Origin of the sequence: Haloplanus sp. GCM10025708 (genome assembly GCF_042663985.1) — an archaeon.
In the GTDB taxonomy this organism is placed as follows: domain Archaea; phylum Halobacteriota; class Halobacteria; order Halobacteriales; family Haloferacaceae; genus Salinirarus; species Salinirarus marinus.
Window position 1 is genome coordinate 881,926 of the sequence record NZ_JBHSZA010000011.1, and the last position, 23,117, is coordinate 905,042.

The 23,117-nt window shown below is 59.0% G+C and carries 20 protein-coding genes and 7 pseudogenes; 11 read left to right on the plus strand and 16 right to left on the minus strand.

Annotation, left to right across the window (positions count from 1 at the left end):
- Window positions 1–6: 6 nt before the first annotated feature.
- Together ACFQJD_RS08000 and ACFQJD_RS08005 are read left to right on the plus strand one after the other, a co-directional pair.
- Window positions 7–504 (plus strand): type II toxin-antitoxin system VapC family toxin, encoded by a 498-nt coding sequence (locus ACFQJD_RS08000; RefSeq protein ID WP_379797407.1) that lies wholly within the window; start codon window positions 7–9, stop codon window positions 502–504.
- An 11-nt stretch (window positions 505–515) separates the two neighbouring features.
- A complete protein-coding gene (locus ACFQJD_RS08005; RefSeq protein ID WP_379797409.1) occupies window positions 516–1,067 on the plus strand; it encodes a DUF7342 family protein in 552 nt (183 codons plus the stop codon).
- A gap of 7 nt (window positions 1,068–1,074) precedes the next feature.
- Here the strand turns inward: ACFQJD_RS08005 and ACFQJD_RS08010 are convergent.
- The 6 genes and pseudogenes from ACFQJD_RS08010 to ACFQJD_RS08035 all read right to left on the minus strand — a co-directional run bounded on the left by ACFQJD_RS08010 (window position 1,075) and on the right by ACFQJD_RS08035 (window position 5,187).
- Window positions 1,075–1,526, minus strand: a pseudogene (locus ACFQJD_RS08010) (hypothetical protein).
- A complete protein-coding gene (locus tag ACFQJD_RS08015) occupies window positions 1,523–2,035 on the minus strand; it encodes a winged helix-turn-helix domain-containing protein (protein WP_379797411.1) in 513 nt (170 codons plus the stop codon). The pseudogene ACFQJD_RS08010 and the gene ACFQJD_RS08015 overlap by 4 nt, the downstream one beginning before the upstream one ends.
- Before the next feature lie 392 nt (window positions 2,036–2,427).
- On the minus strand, window positions 2,428–2,688 hold the full coding sequence (locus ACFQJD_RS08020) for a hypothetical protein (RefSeq protein ID WP_379797413.1): 261 nt from the start codon (window positions 2,686–2,688) through the stop codon (window positions 2,428–2,430).
- A 261-nt stretch (window positions 2,689–2,949) separates the two neighbouring features.
- On the minus strand, window positions 2,950–3,588 hold the full coding sequence (locus ACFQJD_RS08025) for an IS6 family transposase (protein ID WP_379797415.1): 639 nt from the start codon (window positions 3,586–3,588) through the stop codon (window positions 2,950–2,952).
- A gap of 495 nt (window positions 3,589–4,083) precedes the next feature.
- Window positions 4,084–4,591, minus strand: a pseudogene (locus ACFQJD_RS08030) (hypothetical protein).
- Window positions 4,588–5,187 carry a DUF7437 domain-containing protein gene (locus ACFQJD_RS08035; protein WP_379797417.1) on the minus strand — a complete coding sequence of 200 codons (600 nt, stop codon included), beginning with the start codon at window positions 5,185–5,187 and terminating at the stop codon, window positions 4,588–4,590. Before ACFQJD_RS08035 ends, ACFQJD_RS08030 begins: the two are co-directional and overlap by 4 nt.
- Window positions 5,188–5,750: 563 nt before the next feature.
- On the opposite strand from ACFQJD_RS08035, the gene ACFQJD_RS08040 reads away from it, so the two are divergent.
- Both ACFQJD_RS08040 and ACFQJD_RS08045 read left to right on the plus strand, forming a co-directional pair.
- Window positions 5,751–6,095, plus strand: coding sequence for a DUF7342 family protein (locus tag ACFQJD_RS08040; protein ID WP_379797419.1), 345 nt, complete (start codon window positions 5,751–5,753; stop codon window positions 6,093–6,095).
- Window positions 6,096–6,124: 29 nt separating this feature from the next.
- Entirely contained in the window at window positions 6,125–6,652 is a 528-nt protein-coding gene (locus tag ACFQJD_RS08045; RefSeq protein WP_379797421.1) for a hypothetical protein, read from the plus strand.
- Between the two features lie 24 nt (window positions 6,653–6,676).
- Here the strand turns inward: ACFQJD_RS08045 and ACFQJD_RS08050 are convergent, their stop codons facing one another.
- From ACFQJD_RS08050 to ACFQJD_RS08070, 5 genes and pseudogenes are all read right to left on the minus strand, one after another.
- A complete protein-coding gene (locus ACFQJD_RS08050; RefSeq protein ID WP_379797423.1) occupies window positions 6,677–7,036 on the minus strand; it encodes a MarR family transcriptional regulator in 360 nt (119 codons plus the stop codon).
- A 90-nt stretch (window positions 7,037–7,126) separates the two neighbouring features.
- Window positions 7,127–7,458 (minus strand): annotated as a pseudogene (locus tag ACFQJD_RS08055) (hypothetical protein).
- A complete protein-coding gene (locus tag ACFQJD_RS08060; protein WP_379797425.1) occupies window positions 7,458–7,748 on the minus strand; it encodes a hypothetical protein in 291 nt (96 codons plus the stop codon). Before ACFQJD_RS08060 ends, ACFQJD_RS08055 begins: the two are co-directional and overlap by 1 nt.
- A 259-nt stretch (window positions 7,749–8,007) precedes the next feature.
- Window positions 8,008–8,445: a hypothetical protein gene (locus ACFQJD_RS08065; RefSeq protein ID WP_379797427.1), complete on the minus strand. Its 438-nt coding sequence runs from the start codon at window positions 8,443–8,445 to the stop codon at window positions 8,008–8,010.
- Window positions 8,446–8,483: 38 nt separating this feature from the next.
- Window positions 8,484–8,882: a hypothetical protein gene (locus tag ACFQJD_RS08070; protein WP_379797429.1), complete on the minus strand. Its 399-nt coding sequence runs from the start codon at window positions 8,880–8,882 to the stop codon at window positions 8,484–8,486.
- A gap of 380 nt (window positions 8,883–9,262) precedes the next feature.
- Here ACFQJD_RS08070 and ACFQJD_RS08075 point away from each other — a divergent pair, with 380 nt between their 5' ends.
- The gene (locus ACFQJD_RS08075; RefSeq protein WP_379797431.1) at window positions 9,263–10,060 is read left to right on the plus strand and encodes a hypothetical protein; all 798 of its coding nucleotides are present in this window, start codon (window positions 9,263–9,265) and stop codon (window positions 10,058–10,060) included.
- Window positions 10,061–10,401: 341 nt separating this feature from the next.
- Here ACFQJD_RS08075 and ACFQJD_RS08080 read toward each other — a convergent pair.
- Window positions 10,402–10,554: pseudogene (locus ACFQJD_RS08080) on the minus strand (DUF1931 domain-containing protein); the annotation flags it as partial.
- A 134-nt stretch (window positions 10,555–10,688) separates the two neighbouring features.
- On the opposite strand from ACFQJD_RS08080, the gene ACFQJD_RS08085 reads away from it, so the two are divergent.
- Window positions 10,689–10,985: a PadR family transcriptional regulator gene (locus tag ACFQJD_RS08085; protein WP_379797433.1), complete on the plus strand. Its 297-nt coding sequence runs from the start codon at window positions 10,689–10,691 to the stop codon at window positions 10,983–10,985.
- 53 nt (window positions 10,986–11,038) lie between these two features.
- A complete protein-coding gene (locus ACFQJD_RS08090) occupies window positions 11,039–11,926 on the plus strand; it encodes a hypothetical protein (RefSeq protein WP_379797435.1) in 888 nt (295 codons plus the stop codon).
- A 321-nt stretch (window positions 11,927–12,247) separates the two neighbouring features.
- Here ACFQJD_RS08090 and ACFQJD_RS08095 read toward each other — a convergent pair whose 3' ends face one another.
- From ACFQJD_RS08095 to ACFQJD_RS08110, 4 genes are all read right to left on the minus strand, one after another.
- Entirely contained in the window at window positions 12,248–14,263 is a 2,016-nt protein-coding gene (locus ACFQJD_RS08095) for a heavy metal translocating P-type ATPase (protein WP_379797437.1), read from the minus strand.
- A 413-nt stretch (window positions 14,264–14,676) separates the two neighbouring features.
- Window positions 14,677–14,874, minus strand: coding sequence for a heavy-metal-associated domain-containing protein (locus ACFQJD_RS08100; RefSeq protein WP_379797439.1), 198 nt, complete (start codon window positions 14,872–14,874; stop codon window positions 14,677–14,679).
- A gap of 159 nt (window positions 14,875–15,033) precedes the next feature.
- Window positions 15,034–15,309, minus strand: a complete 276-nt coding sequence (locus ACFQJD_RS08105; protein ID WP_379797441.1) for a DUF7521 family protein — start codon at window positions 15,307–15,309, stop codon at window positions 15,034–15,036.
- 3 nt (window positions 15,310–15,312) lie between these two features.
- Window positions 15,313–15,663: an ArsR/SmtB family transcription factor gene (locus ACFQJD_RS08110; protein ID WP_379797443.1), complete on the minus strand. Its 351-nt coding sequence runs from the start codon at window positions 15,661–15,663 to the stop codon at window positions 15,313–15,315.
- Between the two features lie 114 nt (window positions 15,664–15,777).
- Here ACFQJD_RS08110 and ACFQJD_RS08115 point away from each other — a divergent pair, with 114 nt between their 5' ends.
- The 4 genes and pseudogenes from ACFQJD_RS08115 (at window position 15,778) to ACFQJD_RS08130 (ending at window position 23,101) form a co-directional block, all read left to right on the plus strand.
- Window positions 15,778–16,338 (plus strand): DoxX family protein, encoded by a 561-nt coding sequence (locus ACFQJD_RS08115; RefSeq protein WP_379797445.1) that lies wholly within the window; start codon window positions 15,778–15,780, stop codon window positions 16,336–16,338.
- Window positions 16,339–16,728: 390 nt separating this feature from the next.
- Window positions 16,729–19,312, plus strand: a pseudogene (locus ACFQJD_RS08120) (PD-(D/E)XK nuclease family protein).
- Window positions 19,309–22,220: pseudogene (locus ACFQJD_RS08125) on the plus strand (UvrD-helicase domain-containing protein). Before ACFQJD_RS08120 ends, ACFQJD_RS08125 begins: the two co-directional pseudogenes overlap by 4 nt.
- Window positions 22,221–22,280: 60 nt before the next feature.
- A pseudogene (locus ACFQJD_RS08130) lies at window positions 22,281–23,101 on the plus strand (IS5 family transposase).
- The last annotated feature ends 16 nt before the right edge of the window (window positions 23,102–23,117 follow it).

Sequence of the window (23,117 nt, forward strand, 5' to 3'; positions counted from 1 at the left end):
ATTCGGATGGCTGAACCAGTTGATACCCCGACCGGGACGGTCACACCCGAGCATTTTCGCCCAGGTCACGTCCGTCATCAGGTCGTCGTCGGTTCGAAGTTCCTGTACGCGCTCTTCAATCCCCAGGATCAGATGCACGCAGTCTCGCGGGCGTTCATGGCGTTCGTTCGCGACGGCGATCTTCCCTATCGTCGACTTATCGTCAACGATCACATCGTTGACGAGGCGGCCACGCGGCTGAAAAAACAGGCGTCGATGCGGAACGCCGCGTCATTCCTGACGACGCTCGACGAGAGTACGCTCTATCAGTTCGAATCCGTTCCCGAGGACGTTTTCGATGACGCGAAAGCGACGTTCGTCGAGTGGACCGACCTGGATGCCTCGTTCACCGATTTCGTCGTCGCGGCACACATGGATGAGCTGGCGGTCGATCACATCCTCACGTACGACCGGCACTACGATGCGTTCGACGTGACGACGCTCCCATATCGTAATCGTGACTAGAGGTGCCAAGCATGTCCGAATCCTCACGAAATGGCGTCCAGTCGTGGACTAACACGATGAGCGCCCGTGAACGCATTGGGGCGGTCGCTGAGGCGCTTCGCGAACCCCGATCAGTCAACTGGATCAGCGAGCAGGCCGACGCCGCTTGGAGTACGACCAACGAGGAACTCCAGGCTCTCGTCGAGCAGGGCCAGCTGCGTCGCGTCGAAGCCGGCGAGACGACGCGCTACCAGCCGGACTACACGCGATTGCTCTTCGAGGAAATCCGCACGCTCATCGAGGAGAACACGCGCGAGGAGCTTCGCAACGAATTGGCCGCAATCACCGAGGAGATCGAGGAGTGGCAGGCGACCTACGGCGTCGAGACGTGGGAGGAGCTCGAACAGTCGCTCGCCGATGGTGACCTCGCAAGTGCCGAGCTCCGCGACCGCCGCGACGTGATTACGCGCTGGGAGGAGAATCTGGAAGACCGTCGGCTTATCAAGCACGCGTTGGCACTCTACTCGGATGTTGAAGCCGCTCGCGAACAGAGGATCAACGTAGCTGACCGAACCATGCGCTAATGCCGCCTCACGGCGGGTTTGATACGCTATTCAGCTGCTCGACGTCGTCGTTCTCGTACGCTGCTCGCCACATCGCATGGACGGCACGCGTGACGAGGGAGACCTCAGTCACGTCGATACAGGACGGCTCGGCAGCCGTCGTGGTGGCCGCTGACGGGGGTGGAAATGGATCTCGGGAGAGTGTGTATTCGGGTGCCGATCGAATCGCCAGTTGACGTCTTCGCTATCGACGTAATGAAACGAATACATCCCCAGTTCGCTCCACTGGATATCGAGTCGCGCAGCGTCGGCGTCTCCAAGGCCGTCGCTGAGACTGATCTGCAGTTCCGTGGGTGCGACGGCGTCATCGTACGAGGTTGCGTCGACTAACGGCTCAAGTTCGAGCCAGAAGTCACGAATCCGCTGGAGCGCCGGGAGATAGATCGGCCCGAACTCGCCGGCACGGTCGTCATCGCTCATACGGCGAGCTGGTGGCTGGCCTCGTCGTAGGCGAGTGCTGCTTGGGCGACGGCGAGATTCTGCCGCGTCGTGCGCCATGCCGTGAGATCGTCCCAGCCCTCCGTCTCGTCGGCGTCAAGTTGCTGGGCGAGTTCTTCCGGTGATACCACGCCGTATCGGTCTTCGAAGCGCCGGATTTCGGCCTTCATCTCCTGGATACTGTCGAGCAACTCCGGCCGATCGACTTCCTCACGGAGCTCGCGGATCCTCGACATCAAGATCCGATCGCTGTTTCGCTTGTACAGCGTTGTTTGGCCGTCCTGTTCTGTCTCGGCGAAGCCCGTGGTCACGAGTGTCTTGCAGTGTCGACGTGCCGTCGGCTCGCTTACGAGGGCTCGGTCGGCGATCTCGGCGGCCGACTGCCCGTCGTGAGTCTGTTCGACGATTTCGTACACCCGCTCGAACGGCGTGGTCTCCTCTTTCCAGTCCGCTTTGACCTGCTCGTTGACGTCATCCCACGTCTCGGTCATACTGGGTGCTACGCAGTCAAAGAACAAATAATTTCCTGGGAAAACTATCTAACGCCAATGCTTGTACAGGGGTGTTGTCAGGCTACCTGCTTCTCTAACGTCTCGTGATGTGTCCGGACAGTCGTTGGCGTGACGTTCCCGGACTCGGTCATCGGGGGATGCTCGATGTATTTCGAGCACAGCACGGCTACAGAGCTGTCGACGTCGTGGAGACGAGTTGGAATACCAAGCGATTCGATCACTTGTTCGCGTCCGACTCGTTCACTGCACACCGTGCATCTACGATCACGATGCCCAGAGTTGCAGTGACCACGCTGCCATTATCGCCGATCTCGAATTGTGACTATTATCGGGGTTATGCGAGACGCGGTCCCATCTGTCCGTAAAACCACCTACACCTTCAGATGGCTCGTATCAGTATCTGGGACTCCGACGGTTATCCACCGATTCCATCCCGCAGTTATTCCCTGATCTTGTGACCAGTTCTCGATTCCGGTAATGACGCTCTCAATATCATGGAGGTCTAGATGCGACGTATACTCGTATTCTTGAGCCTCTTTGACTCGTTCAACTACATCCGAAACTTCATCGTTCCCCTCCGGAAATCGATCTTCTAACGAGGCGGTGAGATCGGCTTCGAAACTGTCACTCATAATCCGCATCTCAGCGCCCTCCCAGAAAATAATTAGCCTGCAGGATGCTCCTCGATGTCGGGAGTTGCCGTTCGTTTGAGTAGAGCAGCTTCGCCGAGCAGTGACCCAATGTTGGTCTCTTACAGGATCCTATTAGACAACCCTGTCGGGCTAAATGCTTGTTCGGGAATATCGGATTGTAGTGGGATTCAGGATCCAGGAAATAGGGGAAGAATACGGGCACTATCAAGTACATCATCAAGGCCCCTCTCGCAGGTCGTGTTAACTTTGGCGTGAGTTGTGCCGGACGGCGAGAGCTTGGAGCCACGATTCTGCTGTCTGCGGTTCGACATGGCTGAAACTAGTTGCAAACGAGGAAGTTCGTCGTTCTATTTCCCAAAAGACGCGTTCGATGGCATTCCGATTCCCGTGTGAAATCATCTGGAATCGGTACCCGTCTTCGTCGAGGACGTTCACTAGATGATCGGCGTCATCGACGAGAAATTCGACACCATCGAGTTGATTTCGTCGGTGTAGCTCGGCCAGAAACCACCGCGTTGTCTGTTTCGTCGTCGTCGAAAACAGCCTAAACTGCAGGATTTCGTTCGTTTGGGGATCGACGGCACCGTACAGCCAGTAGTCGTCGCCGTTGATGCGGATCACCTTCTCGTCGACCGCAAGTTGATCCGCACTCACCATCGAAATCGGCTGTAGATCGGCCTTGTGCACCCAATTATGAACCGCAACGTGACTGCGTTTGACTCCCAATTCATCGAGAAACTGACTGGCATCCCTCGTTGACATACCGGCGAGATGACACCGGATGCCCACTCGAATCGCCCACTCGGGAGTCCGCTTTCGCTCCACAAACGACAAGTCGATCCACTCGATACATCCATTGAGGCGGTCGAATTCTGGCATAGACACTCGGAACTCGTCCGCCTCATCCACTAACTTAACGCGACCGCATTCACCGACCGTGAGTTTATTGCGGACATCTACGCCGGAGAAGCGGCTATCTAGTTCTCCACATTTCCCCTCTCGGTTTCACGTCTTGACTGACGGTTTCCGAAATGTACACACGAGACGGCGATATTCGTGTGAACAAGATCGGATTTCATTTGTAGAAAGAGACGCTGTTACGCCGGTTCTCTGATATCCGGGGCTGGGGACGAGCTGTTGTTCACACGACAGCCAGTATGCAGGTAGCCCGGCGATACTGAAACAATAGGGTCTTAACCTACAAATTGACCGCATCCCATCGAGTTATTGGTTAAATTGAACCTACAACTTACGCTCCTTCGCTGCTCACGTGGGCAGTCACAGAGATGACGAGATGGCGTCTCATCCGGTACAGGACGTCGAACGGCCGAGGGCTTTCGGGTATCGTCCCCTACGAACCAGATTAGCAATCAGTCAGCTGTTGCCGGCGACTAGGTCCTCGATGAACCGGAAGCCGTTCACGAACGTCACCGAGTCACCGTACCCCTCACTCGCGAGCACGGTTTCGGCCCCCTCGCCGGCCGCGATATCGGTCGTGTAGATGTACACCTCGGTCGCCGTCCCCGCGCTGAGATGTTGGACAGCAGCGCAGCGAGGGCCGCGTCGGCACGCTCGACCTCGTCGGCAGGGCGGTCGTCGGCGTTCGCGATGTACCGCTGGACGCCGTCCATCACCCGCGAGACGACAGGCTCGGAGAACTCCAGCGGCGTCGCAACCGTCGCCCAGCCTCGTCGATCGCGGTGTCGACGCGCGGAGCTTCGACGTCCGGATCGTCGACAGTCAGCTCCTCGTACACCCGTTCGGGCAGGACGAAGGTGACGTCGTTCCGGCGAGCGAACCGCCGAACGGCCTGGTACCGACTGTTCGAGGGCTGCCCCATCGCGACGAACAGGCCGGTGTCGGCGATATGGAGCGCGCTCACACGTCGTCAGCCGCGTCGCCGTCGTCGATATCCAACTCGTCGAGTCCCGTCCCTGCTTCCTCGATGTCGTAGTGCTCGTGGACGACGGGCCGGAGCGCCTGCAGAATCATTTCCGCGGCCAGCGGGGAGATATCGAGGTCTTCGGCCATCAGCCGATGGGTCACCTCGCCGCGCTCTCGAGCGACCGCGTAGGTGAGCGCGGTCGCAAGGCCGGCGACGCCGTGGCGGTCGATGTACGTGTCGATGTCGGCGTCCGTCTCTCGGCGGCCGACGGCGTCGATGAGCGCCGGCGTGATCGTGTACTCGCGGTCGCCGGCAGCCGTCGTCACGGTCAGGTCGATCTCCCGGGCAGCGTACCGGCGTGGCTGCTCGTCGTCGGTGACGTCGACGACGTCGGCGTCGACGAGCTGGTTCACGTAGCTGTAGGCGGTCCCCTGGGCGAGCTCGAGGTCGGCCATCACGTCCTGGACAGTCGCCTTGCCCTCCCGGGCGAGATACGCGTACAGCTGGGCGAGCTGTGGCTCCTCGAGGAGGTCCGCGACCGCGAGAAAGTCGCGGACGATGTCGCCGTCGGCGCGATGTGAGGTACGTGACACGGATCGTTCTTACTTACAGTTTACAGCGAATCAGTAAAGGATGCGTGGATTACTGCTGGCCTGAACGCGTTGCTTCGGTTCGGTGGCGAAATTCGATGACCGGGACGAGAACTCTGCCGAGGACGAATTCGTGGTGTCGGTCGGCCCGTTGCGTCGAAATACGTGCTCTTTCGGTATTCTGTGAGGTCTTTGGCGATGTGGCGCTGGTCGTGCTGGCGATGGCTGAGTAACATAGGGAGAAGGACGAACGCCTTCACCGCCTTGGGGCCCACAAACCGGCTTGTTCTTCGAAATCTGCCACAGGAAATCTAGAGTAGATTATTTTGGCTATGGAAAATATTATGTTCTTCCGCGGCGTGGTGTTGGGTATGGCGGACTCTCGTGATGGGGAAGACGAACCGGCATATATCTCGCAGTGGAAGGACGCAACAACGGGATTTGACCGAGTACGGTCGGTTGCGTCGTCCCTCGAGGAACCGCGGACAGCGGGCTGGATCGCCGGTGAAGCACATGTCTCTGAACCGACGACGCGGAATCATCTCGAACGTCTCGTCGACCTCGGTGTGCTCGTCACCGACGAGTCAGCACGAGGCAAGACGTACTATCCGGACCCGGTCTACACGCGCCTGACTGCGATACAGGAACTCGTTGCAGAGAACTCCGAAGCCGACCTCACCCAACAGGCAACAGCCATCCAAGCAGATATCGAGTCCTGGAAAGCGGAGTATGATGTCGAGTCACCGCGGTCGCTTCGTGCGTCCGTCACGGAAGACGTCTCGGTCGAGGACGCCCAACAGCGGTTGCGTATCGCGGCAGATTGGGAGTCCGCACAGTACCAACTCTCGCTGCTTCGGGACGCGATCGACCACTACGAGACGTATACTGCCCGGCCGCCCGCGTCCGCATGACTAACGTGGACGGAACTGATGACGGTAGTGTGCAGCCTGCCGTCGATCGTGGGCCCGGCCGTCAGCCACAGCGACCAGATGGCGGCTGGGAGTCGACGCAGGAAGACGTTGAGAAACGTCACCGGATTCTGCGATCGCTGCGCGAGCAACTCGAACGCCATCCAGCCATCATCTCCGCGTGGGGGAGCCCGGACGGACAGTATGCTGAACTCGAGGCGGACGTCGACCCGGCACAGTTCGGGCGCAATGTTGAATCGGCGTCGCTACGGGTGACGTGGCAGCCGAATCTGCACATCCCACCGGAGACGAGTCTCGACGACCGTCGTCGGACATCACTCACGTCGAATTTCAAGATCCATTATAGCGAGTCGTCGGGATTCGACTGCGGAGTCCATCTCGAACCGAACCCACACGTCGACGGCCACCTCCACTATCAGGAACGAGCGTCACCAACCGACGAGTACGACTACGACGAAGTATCGCTTGCAGCGACGGCGCCGGTCGGTGTTCTCTGGGAGGGCCTCGAAATCATCGCGGATCGGCTTCAGCAGGTATGATGTCGCCCAGATCTTCGAACGCCGTCACTGCACGTCCTCCATCTCGTCGGTCTGGAGCTCTTCGAGACGCTCCTCACCGTACTGGTCGGCTGCTGTCTCGTGGTGGCGGTGGAGCCGGTAGGCAGCATGGAGCCGTTCCGTGTCGTCCGTGATTGCCCAGTACGGGCGCTTGTGCCGCACGAGCCCTCGTTCCTTTAACCGTGAGAGGATCGCGCTGACGGCGTCTGTCTCCAGTCCGAGTCGCTCAGCGATCGTCGCGGCCTTCCACGCACGGTCGTCGTTTTCATCGAGAAACACCACGATCCGCTCGGTGTCGGTCCGCTCCTCAAAGTCGTCGGCATCGGCGTTCTCGAACTCCTCGATATCGATGGTGCCACTCGACATAGACGGGTGTTGGGGATGTTGGAAGATAGTTGTTTGGTATGTTTGCTACTTTGGATGGGCGAGTTTACGTGCCAGAGATTCGGGAGAGGGTCACTCCGCCGGTGTCGCAACGAGATGCTCCTCGAGATTGCGCGTCCAATACGTCGCGAGTCCGCTCGGACTACACCGTTCGCACAGCTGCAACGGACCTTCAAGATGCCCGAGTTCCACTCGGAACCGCGTGAGCGCCGCGTGTCGACGACCAGTCCACAGCCGTCACAGGCGACGTGATCGCGCTCGTCGGGATCCGACTCCATCTGGATGGCACAGTCGACGCAGATCGGGTGGGTAACCCGCTCGTCCTGTCCCCAGGTGTGGGCCTCGCCAGTCTCGGTACCGGGCGGCGCATCGCAGAACGCACAGCCAACGAGGGTCTGCTGCATCACTCGCCCTCCCCGTCGGCGTCGCGACCGGCCGTCCAGCCCCGATGGAAGACGGCCAGCTGTATCGTCGAATCCAACGCGGTGCCGCTCGGCTCGTGAACCAGAACCTGATCCTCGGGAACCGGAGTGACGACGTCCGCGTCGACAAGGTCGCTGACCAGGCGCTGGGCCGTCTCGTCGTCGACGTCCGCCGTGTCGACGCCGGCGGCGTCGCGGTCCTGAGCGAGCTGTGCTCGCTCGAACTGTTCGTAGTTGGCACTCGTGTCGTCGTGCGGATCGGGACCAGGCATGCTGAATCACGCCGCGCACGCTGTCGCGCGCTGCACGCCTCGCGGCGCCGATAAACAGGCTGTGTCGAGCGCTGTCAGTCGGTCACCGAGTCGACTGGTCGTCAGGATACTTTGACTCACGGACTGGCGGCTGACGGGGTTGTGGGTGTGAATTCAGGCAGAACATTGTCAGCAGTTTCTCAATGTTGGTTTTATTCAGCTCCGAGACGGAAACTCCTGTTCACTGATGACACAATGGGGCCATATCTGACACCAGCAGTCACAAGACGCCGAATCGAGACGACCAAATAATGTTCCCGTCAGTGATCGCTTGTGGAAGGTCCGTGATGTCGGCCTCGATACTGACTCCTCGCCCCGCTGTGCGTACGTTCTGATACTTGACTGCGTTGGAATCCCAGATGAATTTGTTTGCTTTCTGGCTATCTGTCTTGATGCTCAGGGCGGCTTCGTTCGTGATCCCAAATCGATCCCGAGATTGCGCTGCTGCCGATTGGTCTTCGAAGGTGTAGAGCTCCACTTTCTTCTGATTTGCAAAGTCGATGCCAATGGATTTCGACACTGCTTCGATAGAGGCCTCATCAGTGAACTCGTACGTATGCACCATGTCCATCTCCACAAGCTGGCTGACAGGGTGGTCGCCGAGTTCAATCGACGTCCCGGCACGCTCAACAGCCCCGACCAGATGGCTGTAGTTCACGTTGCCCGTGTTGTCGGCCAGGCTCCCGATCTGATTGACTAGGACCCCGTCTTCAGGGCACAGGTACTGCTGGTGAACGCTCCAGCTTCGTTGTATACGTTCAGGGAGTTCGTCACCGAGACCGAGTCGATCTGTTTGAAATTTCTTCCGTGATTCGACAGGTACTCCTTCAGCTCTTTTTTCGTTGCTGAATCGGGTAACTCGTAGATGGTCAGATGTTTTAGTGGCTCCTCGTCATATCCTGATTGGATAGTGACGGCTGCCATCGCCGGGATATCCTTGCTGTAGTGCCATAAGTCACTGTCCTGGTCAACGACGAATGGGCTCCCGCCAGCGATCACGTCTTTTGGTACCAGCGGATACGTGGAGCTGTTTCCGGGCTGGGGTGCGGGCTGTCCGTACCAATCTGTGAACGCTTTCCATGTGACGTCGGCCATCTAATTAACAGAGCGATAAATACTGCTGAAGTCAGCATAGCCGGAGGCGACTGCACGGTCAATGCTTGACGGCGTGATCCAATTGGTCGGTTCCAGCGAAACGTCTCGCTCTTTTTCGCCCAGAATCCCAAGACATCCACTCAGACTGACCGTTGCTGCCGCGCCGCCTATCGTCCGTAACGTCTCTCTCCGCCCGGTATGCCAATGGTTGTGTGATCCGTCGTCCATATGCTACCGAGTCGATATGTGAGAACATAAAAGATGCATGATCAGTGATCACAGACTTTATTTATATGTTACAGAGAAACAAAGTGTAACTTGTCAGTATAGAAGGTCTGATTCATCACGATTAAGTCATCTTATACTCTCGTGTCTTAAGAATGACCTCCAGACGGAAGCTCTTGATTCAGAGTGGAGCGTTAGTTGCCGCATCGACTGCTGGTTGTTTTGGTATTGGAAGTCCGGATCTGGCGGAAAGTGAGTATCCACCTGGGACATCTAAAGAAGGGATAGATGACCCAGCTGAAGTTCTACAAGCGACCCGGTCATCCATCTCCAATAATGGCTACAAGATTATTTTTGAAAAATCGAATCCGGGGCACACAAAGTCAAGATATCAAAGTAGCCTGAAGCAAAAGAGGCACTTTAGAAGCATTAAACACCCCACAGAGGAATATGGTGTGTTTATTAACGGATCAGATATTTATTTCAAATCGAGTGCCACTGGAAATACTAAGTTCTATAAATCAGCTACGGACAAATCGTTCAAAAATTTTCACGCGTCGGGCGGGTTTCTCAATGAAGAATTTCCCAACGGAGTGAAGTTCATTTCAGCTAATACGTTAACAAATATAAATGGTTCCAGACAAGTTTCGGGCATGATTAAATTCGGAGACTATACCCCAGAACAGGTCATTGAAACGAAAGGGGAGAAACTCTTGGAGTTCGATCTGAAATCAGCTGACTTAGAGGCGATGGATATAGAGTACCTAGATCGAGAATCCAAAAATCTGAATGGGAAAGTCAGAATGGATTTTGAGAGCACCGTTCATAGTGCATTTATCGAGCGAGAAGTGAGTCTTGGTGGAGAAGAGGAAACAATTAGACACAGTTTCGAACTCCAGAAGAGCGGAACTGTCTCCATATCTCGACCAACATGGGTCCAAGAGGAATTCTGACGGCATGACTGCAAAAACTGCTTATAACCCAACTACGGTTTTGTTAAATTCGACTGACTCCAAACTCTCCCGGTAAGACGTTAATGAGAACTATGTTGTCCTACTCACCGATTTAGTCGTCCAAGTTTAGCACCTTTTCTGAATAAAGGGATCTCGCTAGCAAGAGTATTAACCAACAAAGTGTAGACAGGGCCCGAAGTGTTGGTTAAGAAGTTGGTCTACGGTGTCCGGAATTCTTGAACTGGTTTCACGGCGGACGTGTCTGGCTCACTGGCTGGGGCATCGCGGTTTGGCTCCACTGGTGATGCCGACCGCGTGAGCTGGGTGATGAGCTCGTGGCAAACGGTTCGTCGAGGGATGTTGGCCTCGGCACGCTCTGCGGCGTCGTCGAGCAGTTCGGCGACCTCTTCGTTGAGAGCGTCGTAGAAATCTGCCGAGACGTTGTGGTCCGAGAGTGCATCCTTCACGGCTGCTTTGACGATTAGGTCAGACATTCCATCGCGGACTTTTCCCGTCCACTATATAAAGGTTCGAAGTTTTAATGTGGTCTGACTGACCATTCATACCGAGTTCGCCTCTGGGTACCAGAGAAAACATATGCTACCCCTCAAAAATAGGGAACAGATAGATGCGCGATCTAACTGGGTTCCAGCGGGACATCTTGTACGTAACCACCGGGCTCGAGGAACCACACGGGCTCGCAATCAAGGACGAACTCGACGACTACTACGAGCAGGAGATCAACCACGGCCGCCTCTATCCGAATCTCGACGATCTCGTCAACAAAGGACTGCTCGAGAAGGGTGAACTCGACAAGCGGACTAACGTGTACACGGTCACGCAACGCGGATTGCGGGAGATCGAGGCGCGACGTGAGTGGGAAAGCCAGTATTTAGAAGATGTGAACGTACCCACTCCGTCGTAGAACCATTATAAAAGCGGGACTGCTTTACCCACTTCCCACGAACACACGGTGAGATGGCTCGGCTCGTCTTCTATCACCACCCACAGGCCGAGAATTTCTCACTCAAATTTAGCTCGGCATCGGTAGCAGAGATCCGGTCTCAGCGAGTGCAATCCGACGAGTCGACAAAGCTCATCGGGTACCCCTTCGAAACACCAGTCTATGTGCTCTACGAAGGCGATTCAGAGATCGAATCAGCCCAAGACATCGACTTCGATCAGGAATGGCTGAGCGACCGTATTCGTGATCTCCCTCGTGCTGGCCAAGTTGTCACATTCCGATTAGTGGAATTGCTCGAAGCAGCTGTCGATGTTCGAGATGAGAATGAGTTTCGGCTCTACAAGGAGTTCGAACCACAAAAGATCCAGCAGGCACTCGATCACGTATCCTGGGGAGCACCACTCCCGACCGTCGCTGGGGAAGTGATGTCGAATTTGATTCTCCGACATTCCCTCCCGAATGCGAATCATCGAACTGGCATTGCGATGCTGCAGTTCTGTATTGAGAGTGTGGACCCGGATTTTGAGATGCCACGAATACACGTCGACGACGATACCTGGCGAAAGTGGGTCAATCCCTACATCGTCGATTCCAAGCGGCTCATCACGGTCCGCCGGAACAACCTCCGTTTCAAGCAACTCGAAGACCTGGACGTCGACCTCGTCGAACGGAAAGACGGGATCCAAATCCGATTAGCCGAGTTCGAGCTGGATATGCACTGGCGAGAAGCCCTTTCGAAATACGCTGAGCACCATGAATCCCACTGTACGGACTTCGCGCAGTCAGTTCTCGAACGAGCAGAACGGGACTATCTGCTCGACCGTCAAGGACCAACGAAACAAGAGTTCATCACGTATTTGGAAGACGGACTCGTCGAACGGGACTTCAGAGAAATGTTCTGATCAGTCGCGAAGTTCGGCGACTGACTGACCAACCTCACGGACGTGTTCACTTCGCTCGAGGTCGAGTTCCTCGGCGAGGTAGTCAACTGTCTCTTCGAGGCTCATACTATAAAGAAATCCGTCTAACGGTATAAACCTAGTGCTGGCGCAGCAATGTAGCCCATCAGAGGAAGCGTCTGTGTATACCGAACTACGTACCCCTCGGGAAAACTGTGGAATCGGTGACTGCATAGCGATACCCACCGAAATTACGCAGTGTCGCCATTTGCTGTCCACCAACCGAACTCAATTGAAAGAAGCTCCGGAGCGATCGGGAGCGTTTCAGTCTGCAGGTTGTGCGTCAGTCGCCGGTGTCCCGCTTGGAAGCTCGGGGATGGACAGGTCCACGCGGCGGAGCAGCTGGGCGTTGATCGCGACGATTACTGTACTCAACGACATCAGAAGCGCACCCACAGCGGGAGACAGCAGAATCCCGATCGGTGCCAACACGCCTGCTGCGAGCGGAATCGCGAACACGTTGTAGCCGGCGGCCCAGACGATGTTCTCCTGCATCTTCCGGTAGCTCGCCTTACTGAGTTTCACCAGCCGAACGACGTCCATCGGGTTGTTCTGGACGAGGATGACGTCGGCCGACTGGACCGCGACGTCGGTGCCGCTCCCGATCGCGATGCCGACGTCGGCCCGCGTCAGCGCCGGCGCGTCGTTCACACCGTCGCCGACCATCCCCACGAGCTTCCCCTGATCCTGGAGTTCCTGGACTTTCTTGTCCTTGTCTTCGGGGAGGACCTCCGCGAACACCGTGTCGATGCCCAGTTCGTCGGCGACAGCGTTGGCGACGTCCTGGGAGTCCCCAGTCAGCATCGCCACCTCGATGCCCAGATCGTGGAGCGCGTCGACGACGCGGAAACTCTCCTCGCGGATAACGTCGGCCATTGCGAACGCGGCGATCAGCTCTTCATCCCGAACGAGATACACCACTGTCTGGGCCTTCTGGCCGGCCTCGTCAGCGAAGCGCTGGAGATGGTCGGGTATCTCGCTATCGAGTTGGGTTAACAGGTTCGGCCCGCCGACGTACACCTCGTTTCCATCTACCTTCGCGCAAACCCCTCGGCCTTTGATCGCTTCGAAATCGGTTGCCTCAGGAGTGGATAGATCACGTTCGTCAGCTGCCTCGCGAATCGCTCGCGCGATCATGTGTTCGGAGTCGCTCTCGACCGCCGCCGCCAGCGCGAGCGCGTCGTCCTCATCGACGCCGTCGACGGTCGCCATGCCGACGACGCCGTGCTCGCCTTCGGTGAGCGTCCCCGTCTTGTCGAAGATGATCGCGTCCAGATTCCGTGAGTCCTCCATCGCGATGCGGTCGCGAACGAGCATCCCGTTCCGAGCGGCGAGCGAGGTATTAATCGCGACCACGAGAGGGATGGCGAGCCCGAGTGCGTGTGGGCAGGCGATGACAAGTACTGTGACGACACGCTCGATGACGGTTGCATCGAACGAGACCGCGAGCGTCCACGCGATTGCGGTCACGATTGCCGCCCCGAGCGCGACGTAGAACAGCCAGCCGGCCGCGCGATCGGCCAACACCTGCGTCTTGGACTTGCTCTGCTGGGCTTCCTCGACGAGCCGCATGATACCCGCGAGCGTTGTCTCCTCGCCCGTCGCACCTACGCGCACGCGGAGACTCCCGTCGCCGTTGATGGTGCCGCCGATGACCTCGTCGCCAGGCACCTTCGAGACGGGTTTGGACTCGCCGGTGATCATCGACTCGTTGACGTCCGAATCACCCTCATCGACGACGCCATCGGCGGGCACGCTCGCGCCAGGCCGGACGAGCACGAGGTCGTCTTCCTCGAGTTCGCTCACCGGGACTTCCTCGATCTCTCCACCGTCAGTGATACGCTCGGCGGTATCGGGCATCAGTTTCGCCAGCTCGTCGACCGCGCTCGAGGCCCGGCGCACCGACCGCATCTCGATCCAGTGGCCCAGGAGCATGATATCGATCAGCGTGACGAGCTCCCAGAAGAACGCCGACTGCGTCGGGAACACCACGCTCGCAAGGCTGTAGACGAACGCGACGGTAATCGCCATCGAGATGAGCGTCATCATCCCCGGTGCCCGGTCTTTCAGCTCCGGCACCGCCATCTGGAGGAACGGCACCCCACCGTACGCGAAGACGATGACCGCAAAGACAGGGTTGATCCATTCGCTGCCCGGGAACGCGGGGACGGAGAACCCAAGCCACTCCTGTAGCATTTCGCTGTACAGAAGGACGGGAATCGACAGGAGCGTCGAGACGAAAAAGCGCCGGCGGAACATCTGCTCGTGGCCTTCGTGCATCCCACCGTGACCCTCGCCGTGTCCCTCGTGGGAACCGTGGCCGTGCCCTTCGCCCTCGTGGCCGGTGTGCTCGTGCTGCTCGTGGGGCGCCGTCTCACTCGCCGCAGAAGCGTGAGCCTCCTCCTCCAGTAGCTCCTGTTCTACCCGTTGCTCGTCAGCCTCGGCGGCCCTTCATCGTGCTCGCCGTGTTCGTGCTGGTGACTGCTGTCGTCCTGCTGGTGTTCCCCTCCCGAGGGATTCTCATTTGTATCTTTGTGGTCGTCCATGGGTCATGTTCTCTCTTGAGGTGGATTCGCCGGCTTCCTGAATCTTCGCCCCCTAAAATCGTACAGCAGGAACAGCATAGGTACACTCAGAAGACAACGGGTAGCTGTGGTCTCGAAGTGGTCCGTGCTATCTGCAGCTCACGATACTCAGGCGTGAGCGGTGTACCCTGCGTCTTCGGCGGCCTTCACGAGGGCCGTGACATCTACCTCACCATCAACGCTTGCCTGTTCGCTCTTCCTATCGACGGTCACGTCAGTCACACCGGAGACCTCTTCGAGGGCCTCTTCGACCGTCTGCTCACAGTGACCGCACGACATTCCTTCCACGGTGATGGTCGTCGACATACAGGGCTACTTACGTCCCCCTCTCTTTAGCGGATTTCTCTTTCGATGGTACGGGTATCTTAGGGGTCAAACTTTGGATTCAAAGTGGTGTCTGTAGCCACAATCTTCGAACCGGGAACGACGCGCAGAGGCCGCTTTTCGCATGAACGTCCCGAATCCTCAGGGATTCGGGGCATACAGGGCGTAGAGGATCGACAGCATCCCGGCTGCGGTCACGAGTGCTGCGACGAATCCTGCTTCGAAGATCGACACCTGGAGGAGTTCGAAGAGAACGCCTTCAAGGAGGCCGCCAAGTCCAACCAGCGCGAAGCCGGTGGCGACGTACAGGAGTAACTGCGTGTGATGCCGTTGGTATCCGCGATAGGCCTGGTAGGCAATAACCAGCGCCAGCGCGGTGGTGAATAGTTTGCCAATGACGAATAGCGTGTGTTCCATGAGTCAGTCCCCCCGCATCTCCTCGAAGATGGACGTGATCCGGTCGGCGGGGTCCGGCCGGACGTCGATGTTGATGTCGAACCCGTGCTCTTGGAGGAGGACTTCGACGCGTTCGAGGCGTGCCTCGTACTCGCTGTAGTGCCGTCCTCCAGGGTTGACGTGCGTGTACTCCTCGAGAAGGCCCTGCTCAACGAGGCGCGTGACACGGCGCGAGACGGTCGGACGTGACATGTCACATTCCTCGCTGAGTTCCTTTGCGGACAGCCGGTCGGTCTTCGTTGCGACGAGGATGTCGCGAGCGTACTCGTCGTCGAGTATGGCGAAGACTTCCGACGGTTCGGGCTCCTCGGTCACACTCACGTACTCACGACAGGAGCGTAATATAGCCCGCCGATTTTCTGACTCAGAACGCCGGCTCGCTATTATATCGTCTCTCCCAGCCTACTGATAGTTGAAGGTGCAATAATTATGTCCACACTCGACTCCGGCATGAACCAGCTCGAGAGCAGAGTCGGCGGCCTGACCGTTGGCGGGAAAGTCCACAGCCTCAGCGCGTGGTTCGTGCTCGCGCTCCGGCTCATGATGGGCTATGCGTTCGCCTACTCCGGCTTCACGAAGATCACCGGCGAGTTCGCCGCCGGCGGCTACCTGTCGAACGTCGCCGCGACGAACGGCAACCCGCTCGCAGGGATGTTCGCGTGGATGGGGAGCACGCCGTGGTTCGTCGAGTTCGCGAACGTTGCCGTCCCGTGGGGCGAGCTGTTCATCGGCCTCGGCCTCCTGGTCGGCGCGTTCGTTCGCCTCGCGGCGTTCTTCGGCGCGCTCATGATGCTCATGTTCTACTTCGGGAACTGGGAGATGGCCCACGGATTCATCAACGGCGACTTCGCGTACATGCTCGTGTTCCTCGCGGTCGCCGCGTTCGGCGCGGGCCGCATCCTCGGACTCGACCAGTACATCGAGCAGTACGAAATCGGCGGCGAGGCGCTCGTCGAGCGCTACCCCGCCCTCGAATACGTCCTCGGCTAACCACGCCGAGCGCTCTTCAGAAGTACAACGATGCGAAATCCGACTCACTCACGCGGTGTTCGTGCTCTGAGCCTCGTCGCCGTCGGAGCACTGTCCTTGTCGTCGGCGGCGGGAAATCGACCGAGATGGACGGCTCACCTTTCGGCGATCAGGGAAACGACGATGACCGGGAAGAAGTCGGGTCGGTCCTCGGTCGACTTGCCGGAATCGGCCTCGTTTACCGAGAAAAACGACTTGGTACGCCACAGACGAGGCTCGTGCTGCAACGAGTCCAAGCCGAGTAGGGATACCCGAATCCGCAATTCTGCGGACGAATACGGATCTGGATTCGTCGAGGGGAATCCTCTCGCTCTATGAACCTTTATTAGTTGACAGCCGGCTCTTTCCGTCGTGTCATTTCCTCGGGCCAAACCGATCGACGACCTCTACGAGGAAGTCGCCGGATACGACCTCGTCGTGGTACCGGACGCGCCGCTGGCCAGCGCGTTGAACCGCCGCATCGACCGGCCACATCTCGGCTCGTTCGCGATTACTCCCCGCCGTCTCGCCGCGGGTCGACGGGAAGAAGCCGAGGATCGTATCGCCTTCTTGGAGCTCGTCGAACAGACCGACTTGGACTGGAAGCACGGCGCGTACGCAATCGGGAACATCCTCCAGTGTTGGGAGCATCGTGGCCACTTGGGCGCGATCCTCGACTACGATGCGTACGTCGACGACGCCACACGCCAAGCGGTCGAGTACATCGCTGACCTCGACACGACGTCGCAGCGGCTCACCGAATACAGCATCGACGCCGATCAGAGCGTCGCCGTCGTCGGCGACGACCAACTGACGCAACTGGAGCGCTCCGTCCTCCCCAACGACTACGATACGTACGACACGTTCGGGGAGCAGGCGTTCGATCATCCACCGTTCCACATCTTCGACTCCGCGACGGCCATCGTCGACACGGTCGCCGACGCCGTTACCGAGGAGAACGCCGCCGACGTCGCCGTCGTGCTCGACCGGGGAGTGAATTCTCTACACTCGTCGAGTCCGCTCTCGAAGCCGACGACGTCCCGTTCTACGGTGGCCCCGGGTTCGTCGACCATCCCGACCACCGCACGTTCGTCCAGTTGCTTCGCGCCGCGCACGGCGGCACCGATACTCGCGTCGGTGAGATCCGACCGCTCCTCGCGCGTCTCGACGTCTCGCTGGACGTCGAACACGACGAGAAACGGCTGTACGAACTCGACGACCGCGAACTCGAATGGGTCGTCGACTTCTGTGAGCGCATCGAGAGCCGGACCTTCGCCGAGGCGCTCGACAGATTCGAAAACAGGGCGGACCGCCGGCTCGACGCGTTCCGTGACGAACTGGAGACGCTCGGCATCGCCGACACACGCGCAACCGAGCGTGCAGTTGATCGGCTCGTGTTCTACCTCCAGAGCTACGAGGTGCCGGTCGATCGCGAGAACGAGGGCGTGTTGCTCGCCGACGCGAAGTCGGCCGCCTACGTCGACCGCCCGGTCGTCTTCTACCTGGGACTGGACGAGGACTGGACGCACTCGGCTCCACGGCGACCGTGGGTCGATCAGGACGCTCAGTACACGCGCAACGTCCAGCAGTTCCAGCTCCTCCTCCAGAGCGGAACGAAACAGTACTACCTCGTCCAGGATGCGAAGGGTGGCTCACCGGTGACGCCGTGTCTCTACTTCGAAGAACTGCTCGACGAGAAGTTCGAACGCTTCAGCGACCTCGATTCGGAGACGCACACGCGACTGTTCGACCGTTCCGGTGGTGGGTTCGAGAAGGAACCGGTCGACGCCACCACCACCCAGGTATCGACTATCAGCCAGTCGAGCCTCGGCACGTACGTCAATTCCCCCGCGACCACTTCTTCGGCAGACTCGTCGACGGCCCCGACAAGGACTACTTCAAGGAGGGGAACCTCTTCCACAACTTCGCCGAGTTCTACATCCACCATCCGGACTTCGTCGACGAGGACGTCGTAGACGACGTCGTGGAGTACATCCTCGAGGAGACGCGGCCGTTCGTCCGGTCGGTCGACGAGGCGACCAGGCGGACGAAATACCGCGCCGGCTTGGAGACGATCATCACGTTCTTCGAAGAGAACAGGCCGGTCGACGGCGAGTTCCTTACTACCACAAGTGCCTGGGGAAGTAACGTCTTCGCCGAGCGCTTCGACAGGCCCGTCGACTCGTCCATCACTGAACGGTGGTTCGAGAACGACGAGCTGGGACTGAAAGGCAAGATCGACCTGGTTCACTCACGGTCGCAGCTGATCGACCACAAGAGCGGTCGTCGCAAGAGCGCCTCCCAAGTCGTCAAGAATTCAGCGCTCGACCCGCCCAGCGACTCGCCGAACTTTCAGTCACTGCTGTATCTCACACACTGGCGCTCACAGTACCCCGACCACCAACTGGAATTCACGTTCTTCCACTTCCTCGAGACGCTCGACGACGTCGTCGCGGGCGAGGTCGACCTCGACGACACGCTGACGACGGTCGCCTACTACCCGATACCCTTCGACGAGTACGCCCGCTCGAAGGCGTTCTTCGACGAGCTCGTCGAGGACGGCTCGAACAACTGTCAGAAGACGCTCTCCCAAGTGGACTACGAGGAGTACGCTGCGGTCTTCGACGAGACAGCCCTCCCGGAGACGACCGACAGCGACGAACTCATCGATTCGTCGTTCGGCCAGACGCTGACTGCACGGATGAAAGACTGCGTTGGCGATTACAAGTACGTCGAGTCGGGCTGCAAGCAGGCGATGCGCCAGTTGACGCGCGTTCGCGGACAGACGTTCTTCGAGGGCGACCTCGACGCGTTCGAGGCGTTCGTCGACGAGCGTCTCGATGAGCTGAATCGACGACGCGCCGGGGAAGAGCGCTTCCCCGTCGAGGGACTCGGCGGCGAGCCGAACTACCGCTACGTGGACACCCGCGACCTACTCCTGGAGGGTGACCGATGACCGACCTCGAACCGAACGACCAGCAACGGGAACTCATCGACAGCACGGACGGCCTCCACCTCGTCGACGCCGGCGCTGGAACGGGCAAGACGTTCACCGTGACGCGACGCTACGCCAACATCGTCTCACAAGACGACGTCGACCCAGAGGACGTCCTGCTGGTGACGTTCACGAACAACGCGGCCGCCGAGATGAAAGAGCGCATCGTCGGGCACTGCCATTACGGGATGCGCGAACTCGCGGACGCGCCGATCCAGACGTTCCACTCGCTGTGCCACGACGTCCTCGAAGAGCACGGTCACGCCGCGCCAACCTATCTCGGCATCGACGACCGCGTCACCGGGTCGACGCGAATCATCGAGGACGAACTCGTGGAACAGGCGTTGTTCGGCGAGTTCATCGACCGATTCAGCGACGACCATCCCGAGTACGACGACGTCTTCCGCGCGCTCTCGAACCCGGACGGGTTGCTCGACCTCATCAATCAACTCGCCGCGAAAGGCGTGTTCCCCGACGCCGAGGGGTGGTACAGGGACGGCGAGCGACACCTCGACGGTGACTTCGCGGCGTTCAAACGACAGTTCGACGAGCTGAACGAGCCGCGGAACGGTGGGAGCAAGCAGTCGCTGCTCCGGTCGAAGCTCGGTCGCTACGGCCGGAACAAGACGTACCTGCCCGATGCACCCGAGAAGTCGGAGATTCGCGGCAGCGGCAAGCAGGTGCCCGACGATATTGCAGGGCTCGTCTTCGAGGAGGATCGGGGGGACTGAAGCAGTTCGTCCACGACGTCTACCACGAGTATCTCCGGTTCGCGCTGCGGCGGAACTACCTGAACTTCGGGATGCTCCAGCTGTTCGCGTTCGTCCTGCTCTGTGAAAATCACGAGCTGCGCGACGACGTCGCGTTCGAATACGTGACGATCGACGAGTTCCAGGACTCCAGCGAGATCCAGTTCAAACTCGCACTCTTGCTCGCGGGGACGAACAACATCTGCGTCGTCGGGGACTGGAAGCAGAGCATCTACAGCTTTCAGTACGCCGACGTCGACAACATCGTCGAGTTCGAAGACCGACTCGATCGGTTCGTCGACCAACTGAACAGCGACCACGAACGCGTCTCGTTCCCCACGCGTCCCGTCACTACCATCGAACTCGTCGAGAATTACCGCTCCACGCAGGAGATACTCGACTTCTCGGAACACGGCCTGCGTGTTCCCGCGGCGAACCGCGACGACGTCGACGTCGAGGCGGTCGACGATCGCGTCGTCTCGCTCCAGCCGAACGCGGACCACGAGAACACCACCATCGAAGCCGTCCAGAGCGACGAAGAGCAGGAGGCGGTGCTGGCGAAGATCCAGGAGATCGTCGGAAACGAGGAGTACTGCGTCGAGAGCGAAGACGGCGATCTCCGGCCGCCGGAGTACGGTGACATCGCGGTGCTGACGCGCACTCGTGACTTCGGGCGCGAGCTGCTGGGGACCGCCGAGGCGTACGGCCTGCCGATGGCGTACGAGGGTGGTATCGAGCTCTTCCGAACGGATCAGGCGAAGCTTCTGCTCGCCTGGCTGCGCATCCTCGAAGACGACATCGACCGCGGCTGGGCGGTCGTGCTCGAGCGAGCGGGTTACACGCTCGACGAGATCGACGCGATCCTCGAGCGCGAGGCGTATCCCGAGAACATGACGGCGTTCCGCGAAGAGCTTCAGGGAATGGAGACACTCGGCGGCGTCGCGCGGCGCGTGTTCGCTCGCTACGGCTACGACGGGCCGACGGCCGACGTCGTCCTCCACACGCTCCAGCCGGTCCACAACGCGACGACACAGACGCGTGGCGACCTCATCCGGTTCATCGAACGCGGCATCGAAGCCGGCAGTACCCACGAGGTGCACGCCGGCGCGGGGACGAACTCGGTGACGGTTCAGACGATTCACGCCACGAAGGGCCTCGAGTACCCCGTCGTCGTCTTGGCGAACATGAACAGCGGGCGCTTCCCGCCGGGCGGCGGTGGTGGCGGCGTCGTCACCTACGACGATCCCGTCGGTCTCCGTCAGCGAAAGGTGTACTCTGCGGATGCGCACGGAATGCCCCACGTCTACGACAACTGGCGGGCCGACGTCCTGCGAAAGTGTCTGCCTCGCGATTACGACGAGGAGCGCCGCCTCCTCTATGTCGCCATCACGCGCGCCGAGAGCCACGTCGTCTTCACCGCCGGCGAGGACCCGAACACGTTCATCGAAGAACTCCCCGTCGAGGTGAAGTCAATTACTCCCGAAGTTCCTGACGTGATTGGAGATGAAACAGAACAGACCTCACTGCAGGTCACTATTCCGGTACCAGAGGGGCCACGAGGACACACCCCGCACACGCTCATGCGCGACGACGTTCGGGAGGCGCCGGCGCCTTCCGCAGCCCATCAGAACGCGGAGCGTTCTGAGGACGTCTTCGAGGGCGCGGAGGGCGGTCGTGGGACCGAATTCGGCACGCAGGTACACGACTTCGCCGAGGCGTACGCACTCGGTGAAGACATCGAGCCACGGAACGGCGACGAAGAGAACGTCGCGCGGTTTATCGACGGTCTCGACGGAGAGTTACTGATCGAAGAAGACGCATACCTTCCGCTCTCCGTCGACGGCGAGCGAGTGACCATCTCGGGAACCGTCGACTTAGTCCACGTGACGCCGAACCGTGTCGAGGTCGTCGACTACAAAACCGACCGCGGCCGGCACGGTGAAGCGGAGTACCGCAAGCAACTGAGCGTTTACTACCACGTCGTTAGCGATGTCTACCCGAACCGTGAAATCGCAGCTAGCATCCTGTACACGGAGACAAATACCCGCCGGGACATTGCTCCCCTCTCGCTCGACGATATTCGGGACCTGGTGGCAGAATCCAGTAGATCGTCGATATAGACCACTGAGGCTCTGTTGAAATCCTCAGAGAGTTACAGGTTCGAGCAGTAGTGTGACCAAATGCATACCCTCCCGAAGTCGCAGTTGCTTCGGTTCGTTGAGCAGGCGTATCACTTGGCTCGGCGCGCTGTTGCCCGCTACTCTTCGAAGTTCTCGAAACAGCGGTACACACTTCACCAGCACATTGTCTTGCTCTGTCTCAAGGTACGGAAGAATACGACGTACCGAACCCTACTTGACGAACTTATCGGATGCCTCGGATTCGGAGAGCCATCGAACTGGAGGAACTTCCTTCCCCCTCGACGTTGTGTAAGGCGTTCAATCGACTCGGTATGGCGGTTTGGCGCGTCCTGCTCAACATCTCGATCACACTCCTCCCGACCAACGGCGTCGTCGGGATCGACGCCTCGGGGTTCGACCGGAGTCACGCCTCGAAACACTACACGAAGCGAACGAAGTTGACGATTCAGCAGTTGAAAGTCACGCTCCTCGTAGACACGAGGTCGAACGCAATCATCGACTTACACGTGACGACGACACGAAAACACGACTCGCAGATCGCGCCCTCACTCATCAAGCGGAATACTGGTGAAGTAGTGATTCTCCTCGGCGACAAGGGGTACGACGACCAGAAAGTCCGTGCGTTAGACCGTAAGACTGGTGTTCGTCCACTTATCAAGCACCGCGAATTTTCGTCGCTTCATAAGGCGTGGAACGCTCGGCTGGATGCTGACCTCTACGGTCAGCGCAGTCAGAACGAGACAGTAAACTCCCGCCTCAAACGCAAGTACGGCGCATTCGTCCGCTCACGCCACTGGTGGAAACAGTTCCGTGAACTCGCTGTTGGCTGTCTCACCCATAACATCGACAAGATACTCTGAACGTTAGATACTGAGG